The 16895-nt window shown below is 45.8% G+C and carries 13 protein-coding genes and 1 pseudogene; 10 read left to right on the top strand and 4 right to left on the bottom strand.

From position 1 onward, the window contains the following. Positions 1-67: 67 nt before the first annotated feature. A pseudogene (gene pgk / locus AABW11_RS18195) lies at positions 68-181 on the bottom strand (phosphoglycerate kinase); the annotation flags it as partial. A gap of 182 nt (positions 182-363) precedes the next feature. Between pgk and AABW11_RS18190 the strand changes: the two are divergent. Both AABW11_RS18190 and AABW11_RS18185 read left to right on the top strand, forming a co-directional pair. Continuing rightward, positions 364-1533, top strand: coding sequence for a cysteine desulfurase family protein (locus AABW11_RS18190; protein WP_340106730.1), 1170 nt, complete (start codon positions 364-366; stop codon positions 1531-1533). Next, entirely contained in the window at positions 1530-2063 is a 534-nt protein-coding gene (locus AABW11_RS18185) for an LOG family protein (RefSeq protein ID WP_340106728.1), read from the top strand. Before AABW11_RS18190 ends, AABW11_RS18185 begins: the two co-directional genes overlap by 4 nt. A gap of 241 nt (positions 2064-2304) precedes the next feature. Here the strand turns inward: AABW11_RS18185 and crcB are convergent, their stop codons facing one another. Both crcB and acnA read right to left on the bottom strand, forming a co-directional pair. Beyond that, positions 2305-2694, bottom strand: coding sequence for a fluoride efflux transporter CrcB (gene crcB, locus AABW11_RS18180; RefSeq protein ID WP_340106726.1), 390 nt, complete (start codon positions 2692-2694; stop codon positions 2305-2307). A 123-nt stretch (positions 2695-2817) separates the two neighbouring features. Further along, positions 2818-5538 (bottom strand): aconitate hydratase AcnA, encoded by a 2721-nt coding sequence (acnA, locus tag AABW11_RS18175; RefSeq protein ID WP_340106724.1) that lies wholly within the window; start codon positions 5536-5538, stop codon positions 2818-2820. Between the two features lie 822 nt (positions 5539-6360). Between acnA and rplM the strand changes: the two genes are divergently transcribed. The 8 genes from rplM (at position 6361) to AABW11_RS18135 (ending at position 15679) form a co-directional block, all read left to right on the top strand. Beyond that, positions 6361-6807: a 50S ribosomal protein L13 gene (gene rplM / locus AABW11_RS18170; protein ID WP_340106722.1), complete on the top strand. Its 447-nt coding sequence runs from the start codon at positions 6361-6363 to the stop codon at positions 6805-6807. A gap of 10 nt (positions 6808-6817) precedes the next feature. Beyond that, positions 6818-7204 (top strand): 30S ribosomal protein S9, encoded by a 387-nt coding sequence (gene rpsI, locus AABW11_RS18165; RefSeq protein ID WP_340106720.1) that lies wholly within the window; start codon positions 6818-6820, stop codon positions 7202-7204. A gap of 256 nt (positions 7205-7460) precedes the next feature. Next, complete coding sequence (gene rpsB / locus AABW11_RS18160; RefSeq protein WP_340106718.1) at positions 7461-8453, top strand: 30S ribosomal protein S2; 993 nt, start codon at positions 7461-7463, stop codon at positions 8451-8453. 26 nt (positions 8454-8479) lie between these two features. Continuing rightward, entirely contained in the window at positions 8480-9310 is an 831-nt protein-coding gene (gene tsf / locus AABW11_RS18155; RefSeq protein ID WP_340106716.1) for a translation elongation factor Ts, read from the top strand. A gap of 74 nt (positions 9311-9384) precedes the next feature. After that, on the top strand, positions 9385-10119 hold the full coding sequence (gene pyrH, locus AABW11_RS18150; RefSeq protein WP_340106714.1) for a UMP kinase: 735 nt from the start codon (positions 9385-9387) through the stop codon (positions 10117-10119). Positions 10120-10171: 52 nt separating this feature from the next. Next, positions 10172-10738: a ribosome recycling factor gene (gene frr, locus AABW11_RS18145; protein ID WP_445263801.1), complete on the top strand. Its 567-nt coding sequence runs from the start codon at positions 10172-10174 to the stop codon at positions 10736-10738. Positions 10739-10958: 220 nt separating this feature from the next. Next, positions 10959-14477, top strand: a complete 3519-nt coding sequence (gene smc, locus AABW11_RS18140; protein WP_340106710.1) for a chromosome segregation protein SMC — start codon at positions 10959-10961, stop codon at positions 14475-14477. A gap of 101 nt (positions 14478-14578) precedes the next feature. Next, positions 14579-15679: a class I SAM-dependent methyltransferase gene (locus tag AABW11_RS18135; RefSeq protein ID WP_340106708.1), complete on the top strand. Its 1101-nt coding sequence runs from the start codon at positions 14579-14581 to the stop codon at positions 15677-15679. Positions 15680-15929: 250 nt separating this feature from the next. Here AABW11_RS18135 and AABW11_RS18130 read toward each other — a convergent pair whose 3' ends face one another. After that, positions 15930-16886 (bottom strand): tetratricopeptide repeat protein, encoded by a 957-nt coding sequence (locus AABW11_RS18130; RefSeq protein WP_340106706.1) that lies wholly within the window; start codon positions 16884-16886, stop codon positions 15930-15932. Between the last annotated feature and the right edge of the window lie 9 nt (positions 16887-16895).

Here is a 16895-nt window from a genome sequence, read left to right as displayed (position 1 = left end):
TAATAACTTATTGTTTTATATGTACTTGAGTGGGTTTAATTTAGAATAATGGGGTAACTTCTCCTTGCACAATCCTATTATCGTCTCCGATCTTACCCTCTTTGATCGGAACATTAAAATCTACCCGCATCAGCACGGTTTTACCTTTCAATTCTAGATCTTTTATAGTCAGCTTAGCCATGAGTCTCCATTATTATTCAAGATTAAAATCATTAATAAAAATAAGATAAGGAACTCCCGATTTGAAATTTTTCTCAGATATCGGTCAGTTGATTTTTGGCCGTACTCATCAAATCAATTTTTAGCACCTGTTTTTAAGAGCTAATTTCAATATTTTACGGACCTAATCTTTAAAGAGACTTTATGGACTCAGTTTATTTTGATCATGCTTCCACCACTCCCGTTGATGATGGAGTATTGGAGGAAATTCTGCCCTATTACAAGCAACAGTTTGGAAACGCCGACTCCGCACACCAGTTCGGGCGTGCAACTAAAGTGGCCATTGAAGATGCGCGTGAGCTCGTTGCCAAGCTTATTGGAGCGGAGCCATCAGAAATCATCTTCACAAGCGGCGGCACCGAAAGCGATAACGCGGCGATCAAAGGCGTGGTAAACGCCACCCGAAAAACTGAGGTCATTACCTCGCCTATAGAACACCATGCGGTTATCCATCCGGCAGAAAGCCTGAAGATGAAAGGGTGCAAGGTAACATATCTTGAACCAGATTCTACCGGTATGATCACGCCCGAACAGGTTAAGGAGGCCATTTCTGATGAGACGGCCATCGTTAGCCTGATGCATGTAAACAACGAGATCGGTACGATTCTTCCAATCAAGGAAATCGCCGCGACTTGTAAAGAACGAAAAGTACCGTTTCATTCGGATACGGTACAAAGCGTCGGAAAAATGCCGCTCAACGTAAAAGAGCTTGGCGTTGATCTGCTGAGTATGAGCGGTCATAAAATCTACGGTCCTAAAGGAATTGGCGTGCTCTATGTTAAAAACGGCACCCCTTGGCTGCCATGGCTTCAGGGCGGATCGCAGGAGCGCCGGCGCCGTGGCGGCACATCAAATGTGGCCGGAATTGTGGGAATGGCAGAAGCGCTTAACTACTGTATCGCCAATCTTGACGCACACAGAACGCACTATTCCAACTTACGAGGCAAACTGATTGACGGTCTTGAAGAGAGGCTGAAAGGTCGTTATCGCATCAACGGTCCTGTAGATGACGGCGTGCCGCATATTATCAATCTCTCATTTCCGATGGAAGATGCTACCACTGAAAAAGGCCTTGATGGAGAGATGTTACTGCTCAATCTCGATATAGAGGGAATTTGTGTCTCAAACGGATCTGCCTGTACGTCAGGTGCCGTTGAGCCGTCTCACGTTTTAAAAGGAATCGGTCTGCCGGACAAGCTCGCCAATTCAAGTATTCGTATCTCCTTTGGAAAAGATAACACGCTTGAGCAGGTCCAGTTTTTCCTTGATAAACTTGACGATGTATTAAGCCGCATGACCAAAGTTCCCTCATGAAAATTTGTGTCTACTGCGGATCATCAGACGGCAACGATCCATCCATCCTGAAAATGGCGGAAAGCTTTGGCCGTGAACTCGCCCACAGGAATATCGGGCTTGTGTACGGCGGGTCATCTCTTGGTGTGATGGGAACGCTGGCAAACGCCGTGATGGAGAACAGCGGTGAGGTCACCGGCGTTATCCCAGGAAATCTTTTCAGCAAAGAAGTAGCTCATACCGGCGTCACCGAACTCATTACCGTTGCCGACATGCACGAACGCAAATTTACGATGGCTGATCTTTCTGATGCATTTGTAGCTTTGCCCGGCGGTTTCGGCACGATGGAAGAGCTATTCGAGATCATCACCTGGAACCAGATTGGTATCATGGATAAACCTGTCACGCTCCTGAACTGGAATGGTTTCTACACGCCCTTGCTTGATATGATACATCACGCTGCAGAAGCTGGTTTCATCAGGCAGAAGAATATCGACATTCTGCAAACCGCACAGACGGTTGATGAGTGTATCCAGAAAAGTATCGGTTGAGGCAAAACCTCCAAGGTTTTTGAAATCCTTGGAGGTTTTCCGAACAACTTAAAAGCCAGACCCTGAAAGGGTTACATAACACAGCCCGGGGCAGCGCCCCGGGTAACCGAAAACACAACCTAAAACCATCGGCTCGAAACCATTTAGTGCCGCTAAATAATTACCGATGGTAGCCCTCCAAAATCCAATCAACACCTTTTAGCACTCACCAGTTTTTATAAAAGAGGGTTGATCTTTTATATCACCCACCCATCACAGCAAAAAATCGATCAAGCATAGACTTACCAATAGCCACGAGCAACAACCCAATCAAATTACTAAGCAGCACATAGCCAAATCCCGCCATCAGCTTACCTGACTGAATCAGCTGTATACCTTCAAGTCCATACGTAGAAAATGTGGTAAATGAGCCAATCAATCCAACCATCACAAATAGCAGAAATCCGTCTGATATGGTTTTATGCTCAGTGACGGACCACATTATCCCAATCACCAAACAGCCAACCATATTTACTGTTAATGTACTCCAAGGAAATCCTGCGCCTGTTTCAGCAGCGACCTTCATTGATAAAAGGTAGCGTAGGACCGCTCCCACAGCACCTCCTGCTGCGACCCAAAGTAAATTTGTCATAAACTGAGTTTCTAAGTTTGAAATTCTCTCCATTTCACTATTTCAGAAAATGGATTTCAACAAAAAAGCCCCCGGAATTACTATTCCGAAGGCTTTTGAATAATCTAAACCCAATTAATCTGATCAGGCTTGCTGTTTCTTATCCTCTTCCACGTAATCGCGAAGTACCTTGTGCAGGATACCGCCGTTGCGGAAATAATCAATCTCAACCGGTGTGTCGATACGGTTGACTGTGTCAAATTTCACGACAGATCCATCGGCTTTTTTCGCTTCCACCTTCACGGTCTGCTGCGGCTTCAGATCGTCATCGATGTGGATGGTAAATTCCTCCGAACCGTCGAGTCCGAGGCTTTCATGGCTTTCTCCATCTGCAAACTGCAGCGGAAGAACGCCCATACCCACCAGGTTCGATCGGTGAATTCGCTCATACGACGTAGCAATCACGGCTTTCACACCAAGCAGAATGGTCCCTTTTGCGGCCCAATCACGGCTTGATCCGGTTCCGTACTCTTTGCCGGCCAGCGCTATAAGAGGCGTATTATCCTCTTTGTAGCGTTCGGCTGCGTCAAAGATCGTCGTGATCTCGCCCGTTGGATGGTACTTCGTAAATCCGCCTTCCTTACCCGGTGCCAGCTGATTTTTGAACCGCACGTTCGCAAACGTTCCGCGTGTCATCACACGGTCGTTTCCGCGTCGTGATCCGTAAGAGTTAAACTCTCTGACCTCAACACCGTTTTCAATCAGATACTCGCCTGCAGGACTTTCCGGCTTGATATTACCAGCCGGCGAAATATGGTCGGTTGTGATAGAATCACCCACTTTCACAAGTGTTTTGGCGCCTTTAATTGGCTTGATTGGTTCCGGGGTTTCACCCATTCCCTGGAAGAAAGGAGGCTCCTGAATATAGGTTGATTCCGGCTTCCACTCATATAGCTCGCCGCCGCCAACTGGAATCTCATCCCAGGTTTCAGATTCAAATATGTCGCTGTACATCCTGTCAAACAGTTCCGGCCGAATCGCTTCATCAAGAAACTCTTTGATTTCATCAGATGTCGGCCAGATATCTTTCAGATAGACATCGTTGCCATCTTTGTCTTTTCCAACAGGTTCGTGCTCCAGATCTATATCAACCGTACCTGCAAGCGCGTATGCTACCACAAGCGGTGGTGACGCCAGGTAATTCGCTTTCACCCATGGGTGGATACGGCCTTCAAAGTTTCTGTTTCCGGAAAGTACGCCGGCTGCAATCAGATCACCCTCTTTAATGGCTGTTTCAACCGCTTCGGGCAGCGGACCGGAGTTACCGATACAGGTTGTGCATCCATATCCAACAAGGTTAAATCCAAGCTGATCCATATAATCGGTAAGGCCGGCTTCGTTCAGATATTCAGTGACAACACGCGAACCGGGTGCAAGAGACGTTTTCACGTATGGAGGAACTTTCATTCCTTTTTCTATCGCCTTTTTGGCGATAATACCCGCCCCCAGCATTACGCTTGGGTTGGATGTGTTCGTGCAGCTTGTGATGGCCGCAATCACCACATCTCCGTGCTTCATCTCAATCGTCTGGCCATTTTTGAAAATTCCCTTATTGGCCAGTTTCTCCTGTGTGAGATTGAATCCCATCGTAGGATCATCGCTTGTGAGCGAAGATTCAAACGTTTTCTTCATATTTGGAAGTGTGATGCGATCCTGCGGACGTTTGGGACCGGCAAGCGATGTTTCCACATCACCGAGATCGAGCTCAAGCGTTTCTGAAAATTCCGGATCAGGCGTATCGTCGGTTCTGAAAAGCCCCTGCTCTTTTGTATACGCTTCAACCAAGTTCACCAGCTCTTCATCCCGTCCGGTTCGGCGCATATAGCGCAGTGCCTCGCTATCGATCGGGAAGAATCCCATTGTAGCGCCGTATTCAGGCGACATATTTGCAATCGTGGCACGATCCGGCAGACTCATGTTGCTCAGTCCCGGGCCAAAGAATTCCACAAATTTACTAACCACACCATGTCGACGCAGCATTTCGGTGACGGTCAGTGTCAGGTCAGTAGCCGTAATACCCTCACGAAGTTTACCGGTCAGCTTCACACCAACCACTTCAGGAACGAGCATATAAATAGGCTGACCCAGCATCGCGGCTTCCGCTTCTATACCACCAACGCCCCAGCCAAGGATTCCGAGTCCGTTAATCATCGTGGTGTGAGAGTCGGTTCCCACAAGCGTATCGGGATAGGCAACGGTTGTGCCGTCATCCTCTTTTCGAGTAAAGACACCTTTTGCCAGGTACTCAAGGTTTACCTGGTGAACAATTCCGCGGCCCGGAGGCACTACACGGAAGTTATCAAACGCCTTCTGTCCCCATTTCAAAAATTCATAGCGCTCATTATTACGCTCCATCTCGCGCTCCACATTAAACATAAGTGCGGCATCTTTCCCAAACATGTCAACCTGGACAGAGTGGTCAATCACCAGATCGACCGGTACCTGCGGGTTGATGGATGTGGGATTTCCGCCCATTCGCTTCATGGCAGACCGGAGTGCAGCAAGGTCAACAACAGCGGGCACACCGGTAAAATCCTGAAGCACCACGCGCGAGGGTTTAAAAGGGATCTCACCCTGTGGATTCTTTGCATTATATTCAGCGAGAACTTTCACATCATCCTCTGTGACGGTATATCCGTCAAATTCACGTAACACAGCTTCCAGTAGCACTTTAATCGTGAACGGAAGTTTGCTGACAGATCCATATCCCATCTCTTCCAGCTTTTTAAGACTGTATGCGTGGATATTTCCCTCAACACCGGGAATCGGTACTTTTGTATTTGATAATGAGTTCTTATCGGCCATTATTGAAAACCTCAGTTGCTTTTTGTGTTTATTTAAATCGTGCTACTGCCTGCATGTGGGGGTCAGTCAGACTCAAAAAAATGTCTGAGTGACAAACGCTTTTATTCCTGCATTGGCGAAGAACAACGATCATTTGCCGTATAAAATAAGCGCCTGACCTAATATTCTTTTAATTGCTCAAAATACAGTTTTTTTAGGATAATATCTGTGACAATTCGGAGGAGATATTAGACATGGCATTTCTCGAGGTAGCACTAACAGAAATGGCATTTCTCGAGTCAGTACCAGAGTGCTTTTCTTATCATAACTACGGGCAATTACGGTGTCATTCAACAGCAATAGAAATGCTATTTCTCTTCATGAACCAAATCCTGCCACCAGACATGGCATTTCTCGCGACAGAATCTACGTTCATCTACGTCTCTTTACTCCTGGCACCCTCGACCTCATTCAAAAGCACTAGAAATGCTATGTCTCTTACTGCCCAAATCCTGCCACCAAAAGACATAGCATGTCTCGAGACAGCACCGGTGTTTCTTATTCTCTCATTATTACAATGCGGCTTTATAATCCTTCAGTAGCTTCAGACATGCTATGTCTCCTCACATATCTCATCTTGCCACCACACAGACATTGCATTTCTCGAAATGGCATCGTCACTCCGCAGCCTATCGTCGCCCCCCTGCTTGCATCTGTGTTCTTTTGTGACTCGAGAAATGCCATGTCTCTACATAAAGGTTTTCTGTCTGAGCTGTTGCAATCAAAATTTATTACCCTTATTTTGATCGACTTGTCAATTTTGCAAAACAAAAAGAGAATCTCGTGAATACGATTAGTAATAAAACATTTACGGCCACACCAAGCACCATTGAGAAAAAATGGGTTCTTGTTGACGCTGAAGATCAACCTTTAGGACGATTAAGCAGCCGGGTTGCATCTATACTTCGCGGCAAGAATAAGCCCGAGTTTACGCCCCACATGGACGTGGGTGATAACGTTGTTGTTATCAACGCAGAAAAAATTGCGCTCAGCGGTAAGAAAATGACCGATAAACAGTATTTCCGTCACACCGGTTACCCGGGCGGCGAAATTTTCACTAGCGCGGCTGAGATGATGGAGAAAGATCCTACATCATTAGTGGAGTATGCTGTTAAAGGAATGCTTCCCAAAAATAAGCTGGGCAGAAAGCTGATGAAGAATATCCGGATTTTTGCCGGACCGGTTCATAATTTGACCGCTCAAACACCCGAAAAAATAGAGATCGACTAACTTAGTTCATATGCCAAAAGAAAATTATATAGGACGACGAAAAACTTCTACCGCCCGCTTATATGTTAAGCCGGGAACGGGGAAATTTATTGTTAATGGCCAGCCCATTGATGAATACCTGAGCACCCAGGCACGTATCAACGTAGCCAAAATGCCACTCGACGCTACTGAGCTTGAAGGTCAGTACGACTTTAAAGTAACGGTTCGCGGCGGCGGTGTGACAGGTCAGGCCGGCGCAATTTCTCTTGCCTTGGCAAGAGCGCTGGACGATCATCACGATGACGTTCACGACAAGCTCAAAGCGCTGAGTCTTCTGACGCGTGACGACCGCATGGTTGAGCGTAAGAAGTATGGCCAGCCAAAAGCACGGAAGAAATTCCAGTTTAGTAAAAGATAATCAAGGTGCAGGGCGCAAGGTTCAGGTGGAAACATTCCGTTTCCCAAAACTGCCCTGGTCACCGTTTACAAGGTTCATGGCTCGGAGTTCAAGATTCCTTGTACCCTGCAACCTGCACCTTGTACCCTGAACCCTGCAAAACACATACGCAGCGACCCTTCGCCGAGTGTTCCGGCTCTGAATCATTCAACCCGGGATTAGCGCATCGGGGATGACCTGTGTAGAGGACTAACTCAAAAATAAATACACATATATAATGCCTAAAGCAGCATCCGTACAAGAACTATTGAAATCAGGCGCCCATTTTGGTCACCTGACACGCCGTTGGAACCCTAAGATGAAAGAATTCATCTTTATGCCCCGAAACGGCATCCACATCATCGACCTTAAGAAATCTCATCATTACCTGCAGGAAGCCCTCGACGAGGTTACTAAATTGGCAAGAGCCGGCAAAACTATTCTCTTTGTCGGAACCAAAAAGCAGGCACAGGAGATTGTAAAAACAGAAGCGATCCGTTGTGGAATGCCTTACATCACTCACAGATGGTTGGGTGGTATGCTTACAAACTTTAGTACTGTCCGCAAAAGCATCTCTCGTATGGAAGAGATTGAGCAGATGAAAACAGACGGTACGTTTGAAGAGCTTACCAAGAAAGAGGGCCTGATGCTCGAGCGCGAGCAAGAAAAACTTGAGGCAACTCTTGGTGGTATTGCAAACATGACAAGACTTCCCGGTGCCATTTTTGTGGTCGATACCACAAAAGAAAACATTGCGATGAATGAAGCTGTTAAGCTGAACATTCCAATTGTAGCAATGATTGACACTAATAGTGACCCTGACACTCCGGATCATATTATCCCGGCAAATGATGACTCTGCACGAACCATTCAGCTGGTTACCGGACAGGTTGCCGATGCCATCATTGAAGGAAACGCAGAGCGCGAAGCCCTGAAAGAAGAAGAGCTGATGGAAGAAGCTGCTCAGGAAGCACGAACTGAGTCTAAGAGCGAAGCCGAGGATAAAGACGTTTCTGTGAAAGATGCAGCAACTCCTACAAAACGCCGAAAACGACGCCGACGCAAAGATGAGGGCGATGATACATCAGAATCAGGTTCTGAGTCTAAAACTGAAGAGACAAAAGAAGAATCTGAAAAACCGGCAACAAGTGAAAGCACTAAAGATGAGACAGAAAGTGCTGAACCAAAAGAAGCTGAGTCTGATGAATCAGGCGAAGAAGAATCTAAATAACTACAACAGAATTTAAGTTTATAACCATGAGTATTAGTGCAAAAGATGTAAAATCACTGCGCGATAAAACCGGCGCAGGAATGATGGACTGTAAGAAAGCCCTAAAGGAAAGTGGTGGCGACATGGATAAAGCCATTGAGTTTCTGCGTAAAAAAGGCCAGAAAGTTTCCGAAAAACGTGCCGATCGAGAAGCAGACCAGGGATTGGTTCTATCTCGTATCAGCGATGATGCCACAAAAGCAGTAATGATTGAGATCAATTGCGAGACTGATTTTGTAGCTCGTAACGAAGATTTTCAGAATCAGGCCGAAAAATTTCTTGACGTCGCGTTTGAAAATGAGATAGCCACTGTTTCCGAACTACTCCAGGAAGAAGTTGATGGAATGACCATCGAAAAACACCTGGAATCAATGATTGGAAAGATTGGCGAGAAGATTGAAATCAATAAAGTTGTATTTGTAAAAACCGACGGCGGCCTTGTAGACTACATTCACCCCGGTAATCAACTGGGTGTGCTTGTAGAATTTGAAGACCAGGTTGAAGACGACCAGATTGGTAAAAACGTAGCCATGCAGATTGCAGCTATGAATCCGCTGGCCGTTGTACGGGACAATGTGGATGCAAGCGTTGTTGAGAAAGAGCTCGAAATTGCAAAAGATCAGCTCATCAATGAAGGCAAACCAAAAGAGATTGCTGAGAAAGCAGCGAAAGGAAAGCTTCGCCGGTTTTATGAAGAGCGAGTCTTACTGGAGCAGAAATATGTAAAAGACAATGCTATTTCTGTAAAAGAGTATCTCGAGCAAAATGATGCTCCGCTGGTGAGGTCGTTCCATCGGCTTCAGCTTGGTGAATCTTAATTCACTTCACTATTTTAAGGCTGCCAATTTTGGCGGCCTTTTTTTTGATCTTAACTTTCTAAACTGTGTAACACGTGGCAAATCAATATAAGCGTATACTGTTAAAGCTAAGCGGCGAGGCTCTTCTCGGCAAGCAAGGTCACGGCATTGATGGTGATATACTAACCCTGTATGCCGACGAAATTAAATCGGTTCACGAAGAAGGAATCGAAATCTCAATTGTGATTGGCGGAGGAAATATCTTTCGCGGTGTGAAAGGCGCTACTGAAGGCATGGATCGTGTCCAGGGCGACTATATGGGCATGCTTGCAACGATGATCAATAGTATGGCACTTCAGGATGCACTTGAACGCAAAGGGGTTCATACACGCCTGATGAGCGCTATCCGAATGGAAGAGATTGCAGAACCCTACATCCGGCGCCGTGCCATCCGTCACCTTGAAAAAGGCAGGGTTATTATTTTTGGCGCAGGTACCGGCAATCCTTATTTCACGACCGATACTGCCGCCGCTCTTCGTGCCATAGAAATAGAATCAGACGTGATTTTAAAAGGTACTCGTGTAGATGGCATTTACGACTCTGACCCTGAGAAAAATACAGATGCAAAAAAATTCGATTCTATATCAGGTGATAAAGTGTTGGATATGCGTCTCGATGTAATGGACTTGACGGCATTTACCCTTTGTAGGGAAAATAAAACGCCGATCATAGTTTTTGACATGAATGTACCGGAAAATTTCAAGAAAGTTGTTTGTACAGAAGAACCTGTAGGCACGACCGTTGTTTGGGATGAGCCTGAGAATTCGTAAATTTATTGCTTGTCTATTACCTATTATCTAATCATTTAAAATCGGCGATATGATACCTGAAGATCTGCAACTCATAATTGATACCGCAAAAGAGAGCATGAGTGAAGCTGTTGCTTTCGCAAAAAAGGAATTCTCACACATCCGGGCAGGAAAAGCCAGCCCCGCGCTGCTTGATAACGTAAAGGTTAATTATTTCGGCTCTCAAACACCACTGAACCAGCTTGCGAATGTGAGTGCACCAGAACCACGCCTTCTTACAGTACAGCCATATGATAAATCTGTTCTTGAAGACATTGAAAAAGCGATCATGTCTGCCGGACTCGGTCTTAATCCAAGCAACGATGGAAGTACCATTCGCATCCCGCTGCCCATCCTTTCTGAAGAGCGACGGAAAGAACTGGTAAAGCACGCCAAGGAAGTTGGGGAGAAAGCACGCATCAGCATTCGAAATACGCGCAGAGACGCAAATGATGAAATAAAAAGAACAGTGGAGAGCGAATCGCTCCCTGAAGACAGCCGCTTCGAAGCCGAAGAAGAAATACAAAAATATACCGATACCTACATCGAAAAAGTGGATCAGCTGCTCGAGAAAAAAGAAGAAGAAATAATGACGGTGTAAGTAAGATTTTAGATAGCAGATAATAGATTGTAGTTATTTGTGTTTAATTGACTGACTCACACATAAATAGTACTACGGGAGATTTCTTTTTTTCAAAATTCGAGCCGGATCAGCCAGGTTCATTTAATTTGTTTACGATTCTCATAATTTGTTTACGATTCTCAAAAATGCCGGCTTAATCTATCTCCGGCATTTTCTGTTTTATTGATTTTTCAACTCTATGTATATATCTGAACTTGAACTGCACGGCTTTAAAAGCTTTGCCCATAAAACACACGTAAAGTTCGACAAGGGAATTACTGCCATTGTGGGACCTAACGGGTGCGGTAAATCAAATATCGTGGACGCCCTCCGATGGGTGTTGGGAGAACAGCGGCCTACACTGCTTCGCTCGAGCTCAATGAGCAACGTTATTTTTAACGGAACGGCAAAAAAGAAGGCGCTTGGCCTGGCCGACGTGTCCCTGACCTTTGTGAACAATAAAGGAATTCTTCCCACCGAATACAGTGAGCTCACCATCACCCGACGGCTCTACCGTTCGGGCGACAGTGAATATCTGATTAACAATACACCCTGCCGGCTAAAAGATATCATGGAACTGTTCATGGATACCGGCATGAGTTCCGATGCCTATTCTGTGATCGAGCTTAAAATGGTGGAAGAGATTTTGAACGACCGCAACAACGATCGCCGCCGACTGTTTGAGGAAGCAGCCGGTGTGACTCGATACAAAGACCAGCGCAAGCGCACGCTCCGAAAACTGGATCAGACGATGAAAGATCTGCAGCGGCTTGAGGATATCCTTGTGGAAGTGCGCAAGAAAACACGATCTCTGGAAATTCAGGCTGAAAAAGCGGCGAAAGCAAAGAAATACCGCGATGAGCTGGTTACGCTTGATAAAGCCTACAATCGAACTCAGCATGAGTTGATCCAGGAAGAACTGACTCCTCTTAAAGAACGCATCAAGAATGCAGAGAAAGAGAAACGCACTATTTCATCTAAACTGGAGGAGCTTGAAGAGGCAGAAGAAAAAGCTGCAAATCGACTAATCGACAAAGAACGACTTCAGGGCGAAGCGCAGCGGCGGGTAAGTCAGCTTGGTAACTCGATCAAAGAGATGGATACGAATCTTCGAATTGTTCGTGAGAAGATTAAGAATGAGAAGGGAGTCATCGAAGGCCACGAGAAGGATATTGAACAGAGCATAACGGATCTTCAGGAGCTCCGGGAACTGAAAGAGACAAACGAAAAGCAGCTGAATAATTTTTCCGATACACTTGATCAGTCTGAAAAAAGCCTTCAGGAATCTAAAGAGATGTTCAACGCACTCCAACAGCACTATACGAAAATTCGTCACGAGCTGTATGAGCATGAAATCTCAGTGAGTAACGTCAATAAGAAATTGCGGGATATACAGTCAGACCGTATCAAACTGGAATCGAAGCTGGAAAACAGTGAAGATGATCAGCTGCGAATTAACCGGGATATTGAAGACCTTGAAGACGAAATTGAGAATGCTAAAGGTGAGCTGGGTATTGCCGGAAATAAACTTGCAAAGACAAATAGTGAACTGGAAGAGCTGGAAACAGAACTCAGCCAGGTAAATGAACAGCGGGAATTACTCCAGGCAAGACGGGAAGAACTGCGCGAACTGATGCGATCTGCAAAAAGTAAGATGGAATCAGCCCGTTCTGAGATCTCGCTGATGGAGAGCCTGGCCGAATCGAACGAAGGACTGCCGGGATCGGTCGCCTGGCTCACAGAGCATCATTCCGATTCATTCAATACGCTTCGATCTGTCGGAGATATTTTCCAGACGGGCGAAGATAAAGCAGCCGCACTTGAGGCTGCCCTGGGCGACTCAATTCATTACCTGGTCGTTGATTCCATGGACGATGCAGTTCGCGCTTCTGCCTTGCTGAAGGAGAATAAAAAGGGCCGCGCCACCTTTATCCCGCTTGCCGAACTTAGCGGCTCATATGATGTGGCTGATGAATCGATCTATGCCCACATCAATACAGAAAAACAATTTGATACCATAACACAGCTGCTAACAGGATCGGTGATGCTTACAGAATCCCTCAAGAAAGCCACTCCCCTGCCAGATGGAATCACAAGTGCCGTTTCGTATGATGGCGATCTTATTACACGCGATAAATTTTATAAAAGCGGAAGTAAAAATAAACAAGCCGGCATCCGGCTTGGAATTAAGGATAAGCTTGAGAAACTTCAGTCGAAACTTTCGGGCTACACTCAGGATTTCGAAAAAGCAAAAGCAGAGCTTGCTGAGGTTGAAGAGAAACTCAGCAAACTGAACCCGGAAACCGTACGCCAACTCATCAAAGAGAAGCAGAAAGAGATTCGGAAGCTGGAGCAGGAGATCAGCCGATACCAGTCGGGCATACAGGTCTACCAAAAGAATATTGGCGATCTGACCAAGAGAAAAGAGAATATCTCTGAAAATAGAGAGCAAGCAGAAGAAAAACTCGATACGCTTCAGCCAAGGCAGAAAGAGCTGCAGGAGAAGATCATTGAACTGACCGATCTTCAGAATAAGAAAAAGGAAAAACTGGAATCACTTGAAGATGAGAGGGCTATTGCACAAAACCGCTATAATGACGCCCAGCTTAAGCATCAAGACGTAAAGAACAAAGCTGAAAATCTCGAAAAAGAAATTGAGCGTGCCGAACGCGGAATTGAATCCGTTCAGAATCGGCTGGGGTCCCGGAAAAAGATGATGGCCGAAAGTGCTGAGAAAATTGAAACCTATACCGAATCAATTGAACAAACAGAGAAACAGCTGAAAAATACCCGGGAGATGAAGGTAGCCGCCGACGAAAAGCTGTCAGAAGCGGAAGAAGCGACAGCTAAAGAACGCGGTAACATCAAAGAGATTGATGATTCTCTGAAAGAGCTTCGGCGCAAAAAAGAAGTCAATACCGAACTTGTGCACCATCTCACAATGGCAAAAGAGAAGTTCGAAATGCAGGCACAGTCGTTATCAGATTATATCTGGGAAACCTATGGTATTCTCATGGATCAGCTCAAGCAGAAATTGCCGGAGGAAATGACGGCCGATGAGGCTAAAAATCGTGTAAGCTGGCTGAAGCAAAAACTAAATAAAATCGGCGATGTGAACCCGCTCGCTATCGAAGAGTACGAAGAGGAGAAAGAACGGCTCGATTTTTACGAGGAACAGATTGCAGATCTTACCGATGCCGAAAAGGAGATGCGTCAGACGATTGATGAGATTAATGAAACTGCAACCGAGCGTTTCAACACAACGTTCGAGAAGATTAGAACAAACTTTCACTCTGTGTTTCACACTCTCTTTGAGGAAGATGACTATTGCGATCTGCTGATCGAGCAGGATGTTGACGATCCGCTGGAGGCCAAAATTGAGATCAGGGCAAACCCACGCGGGAAGCGGCCGTCGAGTATCAGCCAGCTGTCCGGTGGTGAAAAAACCCTGACTGCAATCGCGCTGCTTTTTGCAATCTACCTTGTAAAACCATCACCTTTTTGTGTGCTTGATGAAGTTGATGCCCCGCTTGATGATGCTAACATTGAGCGCTTTGCGTCGATGATCCGCTCATTCAGCGAAGAGACACAATTCATTATCATCACTCACAACAAGAAAACGATGTCGAAAGCGGAAATGATGTACGGCGTTACGATGCCCGATACCGGTATAAGCCGCCTGGTCGGTGTTCGGATGGATGAGGTGGCTCAGGCGTAGTTAGTTTTAAGTGCTGAGTTTTTAGTGTTTAGTTTTTTTGTCAACTAATAACTCAACACTAAAAACTTAACATTCATTATAATGACTGGGGTCTGAATTACATGTCTACAAATTTAACTATTCACCGGTACCCGGAAACGTCCAATAAATCACTGCGGGCCTGGAATGCGGGTGACGAGTACATACTGGAGCAACTTGACGGGATGGATGTTGCCGGCAAATCGATTGCCATTTATAATGACCGCTTCGGCTATCTGAGCTGCCATTTAGCCGAATTAAAGCCTCATGCCGTGATCCACCGGAAGAGCCAGGAGAAGTCAATCCTGATGAATTCCCGCCTGAACATTATCACGGTCGAAGCAGAGCAATTCTATACACCGTTCAGTAGTCTTCCTAAGTCCGTCGATATCGGACTGATGCAAATTCCAAAATCAGTCGACCTGTTCCGATTTTTTCTGCATAAACTATCAGAATCCTTGTCAGATGATGGCATAGCTATCTGCGCGTTCATGACCAAATATTTCACCCCTGCCCTGCTGGAGATAGCCGGAGATTATTTTGAAGAGGTTGACCAGAGTCTGGCACAGAAAAAGTCACGTATTCTGGTACTAAGTAAGAAGAAACCGCTGCCTGACGTCTCATTCATTGAAACGTTTTCTCATTTATTCAATGGGAAACACACCGAGACTCTAAGCCAGTATCCGGGCGTATTTTCATACGGTCAGGTAGATTACGCAACCCGGTTTTTACTTGACAATTTCAGCCTCAGCGAAACCGAGAAGGCGGTACTTGATGTGGGGTCCGGTAACGGCGTGATTTCAAAGGCTTTGCAACTTCAGGATCCCAATAAAGAAAGGCAGTTTCATTTAATGGACGATTCCATTCTTGCTATTGAATCGTCCAAATTAAATGTGGATAAGAATATTTCCACATTTCACTGGACCGATACGCTGGATGAGATGGAAGATCAAAGTATAGATCTGGCTATCTCAAATCCGCCATTTCATTTTGGGCACGAAACGAATATTGAGATATCTGTGGATCTGTTTCGTGAGGTAGCCGGCGTTTTAACACCCGGCAGCAGGTTTGTCTGCGTTGCCAATCAGCACCTGGGCTACAAACCTTTTTTAAAAAAGTTTTTCAGGTCTGTTCAAGTTCTTACACAGAATAAGAAATTTGTGGTTTATGAGAGCCGGAAGTAGATGCCGAACTCTCAGGCGGAAGAGATAGGATTTTGAAGCCTTCATTGAAGGACAAGTTAGTGAAACAACTCTGGTTCAAGAATCAATCACCCAGCCTTAACGGACCCACCTCTGCGCACTCGCTGGACGCTAATGCGCTGTCTCCTCCGCGGAGGAGAGGTTAAAACCTTATCCACTGATTTTTTAAAACTATTACTTATCTGGTGCTATTCAACTTGTACATTCATTGAACCCACATAAGAATAACATCTCAGTCCCGCATCCTTGCCAGTTCCGCCTCAGCCGCGATATAACCAAACGCGGGCCAGTTGCCCTCGTCATACACCTGCTCCCAGATATCTATCGCCCGCTCTTCCCTGCCATTCATGTAGTGCCAGTTTCCAATGCCGTAACCAAGCGTAGCATTCTGCAGCGCATCTTCAGTGGTTTCCATCAGCCGTTCAGCCCGGAACACCCCGTTAAACACCAGCAAAAGATTCAGATAGGCTTCGTTTTCAATAACCTCAATGTCTTCAGATATTTCCGAAATTGCCCTGCCTGCTTTTTCTACCTGACCGTCTCGTCGGAGCGCCATGTAGTACCAGTACAGAGTTGCGATTCGCATATCCTGGGTCAGATCCAGCTCCAGGGCATTCTCATACGCATCAATAGCCGCGGGATACTCTGCCTGAACATAATGAGCTAATCCCTTATGATACCATACATTTGATTTTAGTGTACTTGTTGGCTGATTCTGATCGTTTGGAAGCCCGTCAGGTTCAACCCGGTCTTCCATATTTCGCATGAGCTCTGCGGCTGACTCAAAATCAGCAATAGCCCGATCAAACATTCGCAGCGTTAAGTAGCGATGGCCGCGGTGACGGTACATTCTCGGGTCATCCGGATGTTTAAAAATTCCTTCTGTAAACGTTTCAATGGCTTCCCTGTACTCACCAAGATAAGCGGCACGCCGGCCGAGCCATATCAGGCTTTCAGCATTTTCGGGATCACGCCTGTACTCCTGAAGAGCCGTTTGCACACTGTCTCCATACTCCTCTGATAGTTGCGGATCGAGCTCAGGCGTGTAAAGAGTATCTCCCAGCAGAGAAACTGTTTGAACACCATCCGGCATTTCCGGCAGCTCATAGCCGCTGGAGCAGGCAGATGCAGTAAGAAGAGTCAATACTAAAATGCAGGCCGTTTTATTTGATATAAGCATCTTTCTCATAGATAATCA

The sequence above is a fragment of the Rhodohalobacter sp. 8-1 genome, assembly GCF_038150125.1.
GTDB lineage: Bacteria > Bacteroidota > Rhodothermia > Balneolales > Balneolaceae > SW132.
This window is presented reverse-complemented; position numbering and strand designations above follow the sequence as displayed.

Bases quoted from the DNA above. Each gene is read 5' to 3' on its own strand.
- AABW11_RS18190 (WP_340106730.1), top strand. From the start codon at position 364: ATGGACTCAGTTTATTTTGATCATGCTTCCACCACTCCCGTTGATGAT.
- AABW11_RS18185 (WP_340106728.1), top strand. From the start codon at position 1,530: ATGAAAATTTGTGTCTACTGCGGATCATCAGACGGCAACGATCCATCC.
- crcB (WP_340106726.1), bottom strand. From the start codon at position 2,694: ATGACAAATTTACTTTGGGTCGCAGCAGGAGGTGCTGTGGGAGCGGTC.
- acnA (WP_340106724.1), bottom strand. From the start codon at position 5,538: ATGGCCGATAAGAACTCATTATCAAATACAAAAGTACCGATTCCCGGT.
- rpsI (WP_340106720.1), top strand. From the start codon at position 6,818: ATGCCAAAAGAAAATTATATAGGACGACGAAAAACTTCTACCGCCCGC.
- rpsB (WP_340106718.1), top strand. From the start codon at position 7,461: ATGCCTAAAGCAGCATCCGTACAAGAACTATTGAAATCAGGCGCCCAT.
- tsf (WP_340106716.1), top strand. From the start codon at position 8,480: ATGAGTATTAGTGCAAAAGATGTAAAATCACTGCGCGATAAAACCGGC.
- smc (WP_340106710.1), top strand. From the start codon at position 10,959: ATGTATATATCTGAACTTGAACTGCACGGCTTTAAAAGCTTTGCCCAT.
- AABW11_RS18135 (WP_340106708.1), top strand. From the start codon at position 14,579: ATGTCTACAAATTTAACTATTCACCGGTACCCGGAAACGTCCAATAAA.
- AABW11_RS18130 (WP_340106706.1), bottom strand. From the start codon at position 16,886: ATGAGAAAGATGCTTATATCAAATAAAACGGCCTGCATTTTAGTATTG.